This is a genomic window from Streptomyces sp. 2-1 (assembly GCF_048564895.1).
In the GTDB taxonomy this organism is placed as follows: Bacteria; Actinomycetota; Actinomycetes; order Streptomycetales; family Streptomycetaceae; genus Streptomyces; species Streptomyces phaeochromogenes.
In genome coordinates this window covers 7,924,005-7,936,753 of the sequence record NZ_CP183383.1, presented here as the reverse complement: position 1 = coordinate 7,936,753, position 12,749 = coordinate 7,924,005, and the positions used below count along the sequence as shown (strand labels likewise).

The 12,749-nt window shown below is 63.1% G+C and carries 8 protein-coding genes, 1 tRNA gene and 3 rRNA genes; 2 read left to right on the top strand and 10 right to left on the bottom strand.

Annotated elements, in window-relative coordinates:
- Nucleotides 1-11 precede the first annotated feature (11 nt).
- The 8 genes from ACN20J_RS34970 to thyX form a co-directional block, all read right to left on the bottom strand.
- A tRNA-Thr gene (locus ACN20J_RS34970) sits at nt 12-84 on the bottom strand.
- 81 nt (nt 85-165) lie between these two features.
- Entirely contained in the window at nt 166-828 is a 663-nt protein-coding gene (locus ACN20J_RS34965; RefSeq protein WP_419669014.1) for a DegT/DnrJ/EryC1/StrS family aminotransferase, read from the bottom strand.
- Between the two features lie 114 nt (nt 829-942).
- A 5S ribosomal RNA gene (rrf, locus tag ACN20J_RS34960) occupies nt 943-1,059 on the bottom strand.
- Nucleotides 1,060-1,147: 88 nt separating this feature from the next.
- A 23S ribosomal RNA gene (locus tag ACN20J_RS34955) occupies nt 1,148-4,270 on the bottom strand.
- 321 nt (nt 4,271-4,591) lie between these two features.
- Nucleotides 4,592-6,119 (bottom strand): 16S ribosomal RNA (locus tag ACN20J_RS34950).
- The 16S, 23S and 5S rRNA genes sit together here, the layout of an rRNA operon.
- A 517-nt stretch (nt 6,120-6,636) precedes the next feature.
- Nucleotides 6,637-8,322, bottom strand: coding sequence for a ribonuclease J (locus tag ACN20J_RS34945; RefSeq protein ID WP_361904575.1), 1,686 nt, complete (start codon nt 8,320-8,322; stop codon nt 6,637-6,639).
- Nucleotides 8,323-8,456: 134 nt separating this feature from the next.
- Nucleotides 8,457-9,356, bottom strand: a complete 900-nt coding sequence (dapA, locus tag ACN20J_RS34940) for a 4-hydroxy-tetrahydrodipicolinate synthase (RefSeq protein WP_055615916.1) — start codon at nt 9,354-9,356, stop codon at nt 8,457-8,459.
- A 211-nt stretch (nt 9,357-9,567) separates the two neighbouring features.
- A complete protein-coding gene (gene thyX / locus ACN20J_RS34935) occupies nt 9,568-10,320 on the bottom strand; it encodes an FAD-dependent thymidylate synthase (RefSeq protein ID WP_419667541.1) in 753 nt (250 codons plus the stop codon).
- A gap of 175 nt (nt 10,321-10,495) precedes the next feature.
- Here thyX and ACN20J_RS34930 point away from each other — a divergent pair, with 175 nt between their 5' ends.
- Nucleotides 10,496-10,735 carry a hypothetical protein gene (locus ACN20J_RS34930; RefSeq protein WP_190232463.1) on the top strand — a complete coding sequence of 80 codons (240 nt, stop codon included), beginning with the start codon at nt 10,496-10,498 and terminating at the stop codon, nt 10,733-10,735.
- Nucleotides 10,736-10,855: 120 nt separating this feature from the next.
- Nucleotides 10,856-11,416, top strand: a complete 561-nt coding sequence (locus ACN20J_RS34925) for a hypothetical protein (RefSeq protein WP_190232462.1) — start codon at nt 10,856-10,858, stop codon at nt 11,414-11,416.
- Nucleotides 11,417-11,513: 97 nt separating this feature from the next.
- Here the strand turns inward: ACN20J_RS34925 and ACN20J_RS34920 are convergent, their stop codons facing one another.
- Both ACN20J_RS34920 and dapB read right to left on the bottom strand, forming a co-directional pair.
- Nucleotides 11,514-11,966: a hypothetical protein gene (locus tag ACN20J_RS34920; RefSeq protein ID WP_190232461.1), complete on the bottom strand. Its 453-nt coding sequence runs from the start codon at nt 11,964-11,966 to the stop codon at nt 11,514-11,516.
- Between the two features lie 5 nt (nt 11,967-11,971).
- Nucleotides 11,972-12,724: a 4-hydroxy-tetrahydrodipicolinate reductase gene (gene dapB / locus ACN20J_RS34915; protein WP_055615911.1), complete on the bottom strand. Its 753-nt coding sequence runs from the start codon at nt 12,722-12,724 to the stop codon at nt 11,972-11,974.
- Nucleotides 12,725-12,749 lie beyond the last annotated feature (25 nt).

The window sequence follows — 12,749 nt, the reverse complement described above, 5'->3', positions numbered from 1 at the left end:
CTTTTTGTCTGAGCCCCCCAACGGAATCGAACCGTTGACCTTCTCCTTACCATGGAGACGCTCTGCCGACTGAGCTAGGGGGGCCTGTTGCTTTCGAGGTGTCCCTCGCGGCAACGAAATAGATCATACCCCGAACGGCGGCGTGCTCCCAACCCTGTTCGACCGCTAGAAAGCGGGCTGCAGGAGCCCACCGAGCGCATTGCACGCGGACACCATCCGCTGCATCTCCCGCTTCGACAACGACGCGTCAACAGGCAGAGCCAGCGTCTCGTCGGCGGCCCGCTCGGTCTCCGGCAGACAGACGTCCCTCCTGAACACGGGCATCCGGTGCACGGGCGTCTTCACCGGCACCCGGCACTCGACTCCCTTGGCCCGCACGGCCCGCGCGAACGCGTCCCGGTCCGGCCGCCCGTTCCCCGGCACCCGCACGACGTACTGCTGGTACGTGTGTCCGATGCCGCGCACCGGCGTCCGCACGCCCCTCAACCGCCCGTCGAGGAACGCCGCATGCGCCCTGCGCTCCTCGATCTCGCTGTACGGCGCCACGGACTCGCCCTGCTCCAGCACGAGCAGCCCGTGCCGCTGCCCGACGTCCCGGAGCCGCGCGATGTCAGCGGGCCGGCCGAAGCGGTGCACGGCGACGACAGCGACCGTCCGCGGACCGACGGCCGCGTTCACCTCGGTGGCGTCCAGGCAGTACGTGGCCGGGTCTATGTCGGCGAAGACCGCCATCGCACCGGCCTGGATCACGGCCTCGGCGACCTCGACGTTGCCGAACGCCGGCACGATGACCTCGTCACCGATTCCCACGCCCGCGGCCCGGAGCATTGCAGCAGTACCCATGTGCCGGATCTTGGTCGCACAACGTGAACTTCAAGTGACGCACAACAAAAAAGAGCTGGTCCCTGAACCGAAGTTCAGGGACCAGCTCTATTAATAATAGTTCGGCGGTGTCCTACTCTCCCACAGGGTCCCCCCTGCAGTACCATCGGCGCTGTGAGGCTTAGCTTCCGGGTTCGGAATGTAACCGGGCGTTTCCCTCACGCTATGACCACCGAAACACTATGAAACAGACAAACCGGAGCCGTGACCATGGCTACAACGGTTGTTCGTGGTTTCAGAACCAACACAGTGGACGCGAGCAACTGAGGACAAGCCCTCGGCCTATTAGTACCAGTCAGCTTCACCCCTTACGAGGCTTCCACATCCGGCCTATCAACCCAGTCGTCTACTGGGAGCCTTAACCAATCTAGTTGGTGGGAATACTCATCTCGAAGCAGGCTTCCCGCTTAGATGCTTTCAGCGGTTATCCCTCCCGAACGTAGCCAACCAGCCATGCCCTTGGCAGGACAACTGGCACACCAGAGGTTCGTCCGTCCCGGTCCTCTCGTACTAGGGACAGCCCTTCTCAATATTCCTACGCGCACAGCGGATAGGGACCGAACTGTCTCACGACGTTCTAAACCCAGCTCGCGTACCGCTTTAATGGGCGAACAGCCCAACCCTTGGGACCGACTCCAGCCCCAGGATGCGACGAGCCGACATCGAGGTGCCAAACCATCCCGTCGATATGGACTCTTGGGGAAGATCAGCCTGTTATCCCCGGGGTACCTTTTATCCGTTGAGCGACGGCGCTTCCACAAGCCACCGCCGGATCACTAGTCCCGACTTTCGTCCCTGCTCGACCCGTCGGTCTCACAGTCAAGCTCCCTTGTGCACTTACACTCAACACCTGATTGCCAACCAGGCTGAGGGAACCTTTGGGCGCCTCCGTTACTCTTTAGGAGGCAACCGCCCCAGTTAAACTACCCATCAGACACTGTCCCTGATCCGGATCACGGACCCAGGTTAGACATCCAGCACGACCAGACTGGTATTTCAACGACGACTCCACAGACACTGGCGTGCCCGCTTCAAAGTCTCCCAGCTATCCTACACAAGCCGAACCGAACACCAATATCAAACTGTAGTAAAGGTCCCGGGGTCTTTCCGTCCTGCTGCGCGAAACGAGCATCTTTACTCGTAGTGCAATTTCACCGGGCCTATGGTTGAGACAGTCGAGAAGTCGTTACGCCATTCGTGCAGGTCGGAACTTACCCGACAAGGAATTTCGCTACCTTAGGATGGTTATAGTTACCACCGCCGTTTACTGGCGCTTAAGTTCTCAGCTTCGCACACCCGAAAGTGCACTAACCGGTCCCCTTAACGTTCCAGCACCGGGCAGGCGTCAGTCCGTATACATCGCCTTACGGCTTCGCACGGACCTGTGTTTTTAGTAAACAGTCGCTTCTCGCTGGTCTCTGCGGCCACCCCCAGCTCAGAGAGTAAATCTCATCACCAGTGATGGCCCCCTTCTCCCGAAGTTACGGGGGCATTTTGCCGAGTTCCTTAACCATAGTTCACCCGAACGCCTCGGTATTCTCTACCTGACCACCTGAGTCGGTTTAGGGTACGGGCCGCCATGAAACTCGCTAGAGGCTTTTCTCGACAGCATAGGATCATCCACTTCACCACAATCGGCTCGGCATCAGGTCTCAGCCTCAATGTGCGACGGATTTACCTATCACACGGCCTACACCCTTACCCCGGGACAACCACCGCCCGGGCTGGACTACCTTCCTGCGTCACCCCATCACTCACCTACTACCACCTTGGGTCGACGGCTCCACCACTTTCCTTTCCCCGAAGGGTCCGGAACGGCTTCACGGTCTTAGCATCAGAGGGTTCGATGTTTGACGCTTCACAGCGGGTACCGGAATATCAACCGGTTATCCATCGACTACGCCTGTCGGCCTCGCCTTAGGTCCCGACTTACCCTGGGCAGATCAGCTTGACCCAGGAACCCTTAGTCAATCGGCGCACACGTTTCTCACGTGTGTATCGCTACTCATGCCTGCATTCTCACTCGTGAACCGTCCACCACTAGCTTCCGCTGCGGCTTCACCCGGCACACGACGCTCCCCTACCCATCCGTACTCCCGTTGGGGATATGTGTACGAATGACACGACTTCGGCGGTACGCTTGAGCCCCGCTACATTGTCGGCGCGGAATCACTAGACCAGTGAGCTATTACGCACTCTTTCAAGGGTGGCTGCTTCTAAGCCAACCTCCTGGTTGTCTCTGCGACTCCACATCCTTTCCCACTTAGCGTACGCTTAGGGGCCTTAGTCGATGCTCTGGGCTGTTTCCCTCTCGACCATGGAGCTTATCCCCCACAGTCTCACTGCCGTGCTCTCACTTACCGGCATTCGGAGTTTGGCTAAGGTCAGTAACCCGGTAGGGCCCATCGCCTATCCAGTGCTCTACCTCCGGCAAGAAACACACGACGCTGCACCTAAATGCATTTCGGGGAGAACCAGCTATCACGGAGTTTGATTGGCCTTTCACCCCTAACCACAGGTCATCCCCCAGGTTTTCAACCCTGGTGGGTTCGGTCCTCCACGACCTCTTACAGCCGCTTCAACCTGCCCATGGCTAGATCACTCCGCTTCGGGTCTTGAGCGCGCTACTATATCGCCCTATTCGGACTCGCTTTCGCTACGGCTTCCCCACACGGGTTAACCTCGCAACACACCGCAAACTCGCAGGCTCATTCTTCAAAAGGCACGCAGTCACGACTGTATGTGCAAGCACATACAGCGACGCTCCCACGGCTTGTAGGCACACGGTTTCAGGTACTATTTCACTCCGCTCCCGCGGTACTTTTCACCATTCCCTCACGGTACTATCCGCTATCGGTCACCAGGGAATATTTAGGCTTAGCGGGTGGTCCCGCCAGATTCACACGGGATTTCTCGGGCCCCGTGCTACTTGGGTGTCTCTCAAACGAGCCGTTGATGTTTCGACTACGGGGGTCTTACCCTCTACGCCGGACCTTTCGCATGTCCTTCGCCTACACCAACGGTTTCTGACTCGTCTCACAGCCGGCAGACTGTGAAAGAGAGATCCCACAACCCCGTACACGCAACCCCTGCCGGGTCTCACACGTATACGGTTTGGCCTCATCCGGTTTCGCTCGCCACTACTCCCGGAATCACGGTTGTTTTCTCTTCCTGCGGGTACTGAGATGTTTCACTTCCCCGCGTTCCCTCCACACACCCTATGTGTTCAGATGTGGGTGACAGCCCATGACGACTGCCGGGTTTCCCCATTCGGAAACCCCCGGATCAAAGCCTGGTTGACGGCTCCCCGGGGACTATCGTGGCCTCCCACGTCCTTCATCGGTTCCTGGTACCAAGGCATCCACCGTGCGCCCTTAAAAACTTGGCCACAGATGCTCGCGTCCACTGTGCAGTTCTCAAACAACGACCAACCACCCATCACCCCGAACCAGTAGTCCGAGTGCACTGGGGCCGGCACTGAAGATCCAGACACAAGGTCCGTACCCTCAGACACCCAACAGCGTGCCCGACACCCTCGCCACTCATGATCAGCTTTCCACGCCCCAAAGGGACAGTACTTGCAGCCCAAGATGACTGAGAGTGCCGAATAATCAACGTTCCACCCATGAGCAACCAGCATCAGACATTCGCCGATGTACTGGCCTCTGGACTGCCAGGCAGAGCCTGTCAGCCAAGAAGTGCTCCTTAGAAAGGAGGTGATCCAGCCGCACCTTCCGGTACGGCTACCTTGTTACGACTTCGTCCCAATCGCCAGTCCCACCTTCGACAGCTCCCTCCCCACAAGGGGGTTGGGCCACCGGCTTCGGGTGTTACCGACTTTCGTGACGTGACGGGCGGTGTGTACAAGGCCCGGGAACGTATTCACCGCAGCAATGCTGATCTGCGATTACTAGCAACTCCGACTTCATGGGGTCGAGTTGCAGACCCCAATCCGAACTGAGACAGGCTTTTTGAGATTCGCTCCGCCTTGCGACATCGCAGCTCATTGTACCTGCCATTGTAGCACGTGTGCAGCCCAAGACATAAGGGGCATGATGACTTGACGTCGTCCCCACCTTCCTCCGAGTTGACCCCGGCAGTCTCCTGTGAGTCCCCATCACCCCGAAGGGCATGCTGGCAACACAGAACAAGGGTTGCGCTCGTTGCGGGACTTAACCCAACATCTCACGACACGAGCTGACGACAGCCATGCACCACCTGTCACCCGACCACAAGGGGGGCACCATCTCTGATGCTTTCCGGGCGATGTCAAGCCTTGGTAAGGTTCTTCGCGTTGCGTCGAATTAAGCCACATGCTCCGCTGCTTGTGCGGGCCCCCGTCAATTCCTTTGAGTTTTAGCCTTGCGGCCGTACTCCCCAGGCGGGGAACTTAATGCGTTAGCTGCGGCACCGACGACGTGGAATGTCGCCAACACCTAGTTCCCACCGTTTACGGCGTGGACTACCAGGGTATCTAATCCTGTTCGCTCCCCACGCTTTCGCTCCTCAGCGTCAGTAATGGCCCAGAGATCCGCCTTCGCCACCGGTGTTCCTCCTGATATCTGCGCATTTCACCGCTACACCAGGAATTCCGATCTCCCCTACCACACTCTAGTCTGCCCGTATCGAATGCAGACCCGGGGTTAAGCCCCGGGCTTTCACATCCGACGTGACAGACCGCCTACGAGCTCTTTACGCCCAATAATTCCGGACAACGCTTGCGCCCTACGTATTACCGCGGCTGCTGGCACGTAGTTAGCCGGCGCTTCTTCTGCAGGTACCGTCACTTTCGCTTCTTCCCTGCTGAAAGAGGTTTACAACCCGAAGGCCGTCATCCCTCACGCGGCGTCGCTGCATCAGGCTTTCGCCCATTGTGCAATATTCCCCACTGCTGCCTCCCGTAGGAGTCTGGGCCGTGTCTCAGTCCCAGTGTGGCCGGTCGCCCTCTCAGGCCGGCTACCCGTCGTCGCCTTGGTGAGCTTCTACCTCACCAACAAGCTGATAGGCCGCGGGCTCATCCTTCACCGCCGGAGCTTTCAACCCACCGAGATGCCTCGGCGAGTATTATCCGGTATTAGACCCCGTTTCCAGGGCTTGTCCCAGAGTGAAGGGCAGATTGCCCACGTGTTACTCACCCGTTCGCCACTAATCCACCCCGAAGGGCTTCATCGTTCGACTTGCATGTGTTAAGCACGCCGCCAGCGTTCGTCCTGAGCCAGGATCAAACTCTCCGTGAATGTATTCCCGTAATCGGGATGACACCACGAGAGCGGAACAACCGGGCGGAATAAGCCCGGTCGTTCACAGCGTCCTCGCTGTGCGCCTGCCGGAACAATGCCCGGCAGGACTTTTTCAAAGGAACCTCGTCCCAGCCATGATGGCCGGAGACGGGGTATCAACATATCTGGCGTTGATTTTTGGCACGCTGTTGAGTTCTCAAGGAACGGACGCTTCCTTTGTACTCACCCTCTCGGGCTTTCCTCCGGGCTTCCCTTCGGTCTTGCGTTTCCGACTCTATCAGACCGTTTTCCGATCCGATTTCCTCGGTGCTTTCCAGGTTTTCGCTTTCGCGTTTCCCTTTCCGGCGACTCCGACTTTATCAGAAGTTCTGATTCGGAATTCCCGCCCCGGTCGGGGTGGTCCGGACGCACAGTTGCGCCGGGTTCCCGTTCAGGCGGAGCCGTAAACGTACTGGAGCGGGGCGCCCCGATGCAAATCGAGGGGCCCCGCTCCGGGTTCACACGTACGAGGTGCTCAAACCTCGACCACGACCGGCAGGATCATCGGCCGGCGGCGGTAGTTGTCGGAGACCCATTTGCCCAGCGTGCGGCGGATGAGCTGCTGCATCTGGTGGGGTTCGACGACGCCGTCCTGGGCCGACCTCTCCAGGACCTCGTTGATCCTCGGGAGGACGTCGGCGAAGGCGGAGTCGTCGATACCCGAGCCGCGAGCCTGGATGTGGGGACCGCCGGTGATCTTGCCCGTGCTGGAGTCCATCACCACGAAGACCGAGATGATGCCCTCGTCGCCGAGGATCTTGCGGTCCTTGAGCGCGGGCTCGCCGACATCGCCGACCGAGAGGCCGTCGACGTACACGTATCCCGCCTGGACCTTGCCGGAGATCTTGGCCTTGCCTTCGACGAGGTCGACGACGACGCCGTCCTCGGCGATGACGATCCGGTCGTGCGGGACGCCGGTGAGGGCGCCCAGCTCGGCGTTGGCGCGCAGGTGGCGCCATTCGCCGTGGACCGGCATCAGGTTGCGCGGCTTGCAGATGTTGTAGAAGTACAGGAGCTCGCCCGCGGACGCGTGGCCCGAGACGTGCACCTTGGCGTTGCCCTTGTGGACGACGTTGGCGCCCCAGCGGGTCAGGCCGTTGATGACGCGGTAGACCGCGTTCTCGTTGCCCGGGATGAGCGACGAGGCCAGGATCACCGTGTCGCCCTGGACGATGCGGATCTGGTGGTCGCGGTTCGCCATGCGGGACAGCGCGGCCATCGGCTCGCCCTGTGAGCCCGTACAGACGAGGACGATCTCGCGCTCCGGGAGGTCGTCGAGCGTCTTGACGTCTACGACCAGGCCCGGCGGGACCTTCAGATAGCCCAGGTCCCGCGCGATGCCCATGTTGCGGACCATCGAGCGGCCGACGAAGGCGACCCGGCGGCCGTACTCGTGGGCCGCGTCCAGGATCTGCTGGATGCGGTGGACGTGGCTGGCGAAGCTGGCCACGATGATCCGCTTGCTGGCGCCGGCGAAGACCTGGCGCAGCACGTTCGAGATCTCGCGCTCGGGCGGGACGAATCCCGGGACCTCGGCGTTCGTGGAGTCCGAGAGGAGGAGGTCGATGCCCTCCTCGCTCAGACGCGCGAACGCGTGTAGATCTGTCAGACGACCGTCCAGCGGAAGCTGGTCCATCTTGAAGTCGCCGGTGTGGACGACCATGCCCGCGGGGGTGCGGATGGCGACCGCGAGGGCGTCCGGGATGGAGTGGTTGACCGCGACGAACTCGCAGTCGAAGGGACCGATGCGCTCTCGGTGGCCCTCCGCGACTTCGAGCGTGTACGGACGGATGCGGTGCTCCTGGAGCTTCGCCTCGATGAGGGCGAGGGTCAGCTTGGAGCCGATGAGCGGGATGTCCGGCTTCTCGCGCAGAAGGAAGGGGACGCCGCCGATGTGGTCCTCGTGACCATGGGTGAGGACGATGCCCTCGATGTCGTCGAGGCGGTCCCTGATGGAACTGAAGTCCGGCAGGATCAGGTCGATTCCGGGCTGCTCCTCCTCCGGGAAGAGCACGCCGCAGTCGACGATCAGAAGGCGGCCTCCGTACTCGAAGACCGTCATGTTTCGGCCGATTTCACCGAGGCCGCCGAGCGGGGTGACCCGCAGGCCGCCCTTCGGGAGGGCCGGCGGAGCGGCGAGTTCAGGATGCGGATGACTCAAAAGACTCTCCTCACCACACGCGCCACGTACCTGGCAGGGCACGTGGCGCGCGTGACGTTCGTGCAGTAGCAGTTGTCTGGTGGTGCAGGCCCTCCGGCCTGCGGGTCGTGCGTATTCAGTTGTGAAGTCTGTGGTTAGAGCTGTACCCCGCCGGCGGCAAGATCGATCTTGAGCTGGGCGGTCTCCTCGGGCGACAGGCCGACCATGGGCAGACGCAGCGGCCCGGCGGGCAGGCCCTGGAGGGCGAGCGCGGCCTTGGTCGTCATCACACCCTGGGTGCGGAACATGCCGGTGAAGACCGGAAGCAGCTTCTGGTGGATCTCGGTGGCCTTCTGGACGTCGCCGCTGACGTACGCGTCGATCATGGCCCGCAGCTCGGGGGTGACGACGTGACCGACGACGGAGACGAAGCCGACCGCGCCCACGGAGAGGAGCGGGAGGTTCAGCATGTCGTCGCCGGAGTACCAGGCGAGGCCGGAGCTGGCGATGGCCCAGCTGGCACGGCCCAGGTCGCCCTTGGCGTCCTTGTTGGCGACGATACGCGGGTGCTCGGCCAGACGCACCAGCGTTTCCGTGTTGATCGGGACACCGCTGCGGCCGGGGATGTCGTAGAGCATCACCGGCAGTTCGGTCGCGTCGGCGATGACCTTGAAGTGCTGGTACAGGCCCTCCTGCGGGGGCTTGTTGTAGTACGGCGTGACGGTCAGGAGACCGTGTGCGCCGACCTTCTCGGCCGACCGGGCGAGCTCGACGCTGTGGCGCGTGTCGTTCGTGCCGACGCCCGCGACGACGTGGGCGCGGTCGCCGACCGCCTCCAGTACGGCTCGTACGAGATCCGCTTTCTCCGCGTTGCTGGTGGTCGGGGACTCGCCGGTGGTGCCGTTGACGATCAGGCCGTCGTTGCCTGCGTCCACCAGGTGGGTGGCGAGCCGCTGAGCGCCGTCGAGGTCGAGTGCGCCGTCCGCCGCGAAGGGCGTGACCATTGCGGTGAGGACCCGCCCGAAGGGGGTCTGCGGAGTGGAGGTCGGAGCCATGGGTAACACGCTACTCGCTGCTCAACGTGCGGTCTGCCCTCGGGGGCGGCGACAAGTCATGACAAAGGAGGAGCCCGGCACTGCCTGCTCGGGGGTTCAAGCAGTGCCGGGTCCGTTTGATCAGGCTAGATGAACTTCTCGAAATGCCGCAATACGGACACTTCGCATGGTTGACCCGTACACATGTGCCCGACCGGGTGACAGAGGTGCGTTACGGCGCCACGCGCCCGTTGGCATTGAAGGCGGCGTACGTGAGGGGCATGAGCCGGGCCCACTCGGCCTCCATCTTCTCGCCGACCATCTCGATCTCCCGCTGCGGGAAGGACGGGACCTTCGCCAGCTCGTGCTGGGTGCGCAGGCCGAGGAAGTGCATCAGCGAGCGGGCGTTGCACGTCGCGTACATCGACGAGAAGAGACCGACCGGGAGGACCGCACGGGCGACCTCGCGGGCCACGCCTTCGGCGAGGAGCTTTTGGTAGGCGGCATACGCCTGCTGGTAGGACTCGTCCAAGACGCGGCCAACCGTCGCGTGCTGTGACGGAGTCCCCTCGGTAAAGACGTACTTCCCAGGGCGGCCCTCTTGGATCAGCTTGCGCGACTCGTCGGGGACGTAGAAGACAGGCTGAAGCTCTCGGTAGCGACCTGACTCCTCGTTATACGACCAACCAACCCTGTGCCGCATGAACTCGCGGAACACGAAGATTGGTGCGGTGACGAAGAAGGTCATCGAGTTGTGCTCAAAGGGACTGCCATGGCGGTCACGCATCAGGAAGTTGATCAGCCCTTTGGACCGCTCAGGATCCTTTTGCAGTTCATCGAGGGACTGCTCTCCAGCAGTAGAGACACGAGCAGCGAACAGGACGTCCGAATCCGAGGCGCTGGACTTCACTAGCTCAACAGTGACGTCACCACGCAGAGTGACATCGCTGTGAGAGGTGGGCTTGGGGTCGTCGGCGGAGGTCACAGAGGGTCCTTCCCATCACATCTGCAGTGCGGCGCCCACTCTACGGGGGTCCCATTGGGGGACGGACAGTGCCTTGCCGCAACAGATTCGGTGAAACTGGGCACCAAATGAGGCTCTCGCCCGTCTGTATTAGCGACAGTGATTCGTTCGAGTCTCCAGAGGAGAAGCGCACCCCATGTTTCGTCGGCGCGAGCCCGTTCCGTTCGCCTTCATCGCCGAAGCCGACAGGTTCCGCAGCAATGTCACTCCCCCACCGCGTCAGCGGGCCTCCGCCAGTGAGCTCGCGGGCCGATGGCTCATAGGCCTCACCGTGGTCGCGGGCCTCGTGGGCTCCCTGCTCATAGGGACGCCCGCCCTGTCGGCCGACAGCTCACCTGCGCATACGCAACAGTCGGACGCGTCGCAGGGCCGTTGACCCTCCTCCCGCCCGGATGGCCTGGGAGCACCCCCATGGACCCCCGAGGGTGGTGACCGGGGACCCCGCTAGGTAGCCTCACCGGGCATAGTCCATGCGTGGATTGAGTGAGGATCAGTCGTGCCCCTGCCCTTTCTGACCGCCGATCGCGCTTTCGACGAGGCGGGCGAGGATCTCGCGCTGCCGTTCGACGATCGCGACCAGTGGCGACGCCCCTACCGGCCCGGCCCGTGGCGCGTCGCCGCGGCGGCGCTTCTGCTGCTGCTCGCGTCGTACGTGCTGTTCGCGGCGGTCATCGTCGTGGCGGCCGGCAACCGGTCCGGTGGCGTGGTGTTCCTGGGGCTCGCGGCGCTCGTCATCGTGTGTGCCCTGCGGCTGCTTCGTATGGGCGCGTGGGTGAGCGCGTACGGGCTGCGGCGGGTCCGTTTCCTGGTCACGAGCACGGCTCCCTGGGCGAAGGTCCAGACGGTGCGGACGGTCCAGCAGCCGGTGCGCTGGCTCGGGCTGCCGCGCACCGTGCAGGGACAGGCGCTCGTCCTCATCAGCGCCGACCGCTCCGGTGCCGAGCCGACCCAGCTGCTGACCACGCACAACGCGGACTTCCTCGGGCGCCCCGACGCGTTCGACCGGGCCGCGGACGGCGTCGAAGTATGGGCGGACGAGTACCGCGGGCACGCCTGACCGTCGGCGCAGACAACACAGTCGGCACACTGAAGGGGCCGGTCCGCACCCGCGGACCGGCCCCTTCGCCGTGTCTGTGTATGTCTGGGGTGGCGCCTCAGGCCCGTACGGGTTTCCCGTCGTGCAGGGCGATCGCGTGCTGCATCGCCTTGCGGGCCCGGGGAGTGTCGCGGGCGTCGTGGTAGGCGATGGCCAGCCGGAACCAGCTGCGCCAGTCGTCGGGGGCGTCCTCGGTCTCGGCCTTGCGCCGGGCGAAGACCTCGTCGGCCGAGTCGCGGTCGATCCGGCCGGCCGGGGTGCGCTTCAACTCGTCGACGGGCAGGCCGCCTTCGGCGTCGAGCTCGGCGGCGAGCCGGTTGGCCCTCTGGACGAACTGGGTGTTCTTCCAGAGGAACCAGATGCCGATCACCGGCAGGATGAGGACGGCGACGCCGAAGGTGACGGTGAGCAGGGTGCCGCTCTGTATGAGCATCACCCCGCGGCTGCCGACCAGGACGAAGTAGACGACCAGGACGGCGGCCGTGACGGCGTATGTGATCTTCGCGCCCATGGCGGTTACTTCAGATCCAGGAAGTGTTCCAGGCCGAAGGTGAGGCCCGGGGTGTCCACGACGCGGCGTACGCCGAGCAGGATGCCCGGCATGAAGCTGCTGTGGTGGAGGGAGTCGTGGCGGACGGTGAGGGTCTCGCCCTCGGCGCCGAGCAGCACCTCCTGGTGGGCCAGCAGACCGCGCAGGCGGACCGAGTGCACCGGGACGCCGTCGACGTCCGCGCCGCGGGCGCCGTCCAGGGCCGTGACCGTGGCGTCGGGCTGCGCGGCGCTGCCCGCCCGCTGACGGGCGGCGGCGATGAGCTGGGCGGTGCGGTGGGCGGTACCGCTCGGGGCGTCCACCTTGTTCGGGTGGTGCAGCTCGATGACCTCGACGGACTCGAAGTACGGCGCGGCCACCTCCGCGAACTTCATCGTGAGGACGGCGCCGATGGAGAAGTTCGGGGCGATGAGCACGCCCGTCTCCGGTGAGGCGGCGAGCGAGGTGTTCAGCTGCGCGAGGCGCTCGTCGGTCCAGCCCGTCGTCCCGACCACGGCGTGGATGCCGTGGCGGACGCAGAAGTCGAGGTTTCCCATGACGGAGGCGGGCGTGGTCAGTTCGACGACGACCTGGGCGCCGGCGTCCACCAGCGTCTCCAGCTTGTCGTCGCGGCCGAGGGCGGCCACCAGCTCCAGGTCCTCGGCCGCCTCGACGGCTCGTACCGCCTCGGAACCGATGCGGCCCTTGGCACCGAGGACCGCCACGCGCAGCTTGCTCATCTTCTTGCTTCCTTACCGGATTCGG

What these genes read in the sequence shown, in the direction of transcription:
- ACN20J_RS34965 (WP_419669014.1), bottom strand. Translation starts at nt 828, where the DNA reads ATGCTCCGGGCCGCGGGCGTGGGAATCGGTGACGAGGTCATCGTGCCG.
- dapA (WP_055615916.1), bottom strand. Translation starts at nt 9,356, where the DNA reads ATGGCTCCGACCTCCACTCCGCAGACCCCCTTCGGGCGGGTCCTCACC.
- ACN20J_RS34930 (WP_190232463.1), top strand. Translation starts at nt 10,496, where the DNA reads ATGTTTCGTCGGCGCGAGCCCGTTCCGTTCGCCTTCATCGCCGAAGCC.
- dapB (WP_055615911.1), bottom strand. Translation starts at nt 12,724, where the DNA reads ATGAGCAAGCTGCGCGTGGCGGTCCTCGGTGCCAAGGGCCGCATCGGT.
- ACN20J_RS34920 (WP_190232461.1), bottom strand. Translation starts at nt 11,966, where the DNA reads ATGGGCGCGAAGATCACATACGCCGTCACGGCCGCCGTCCTGGTCGTC.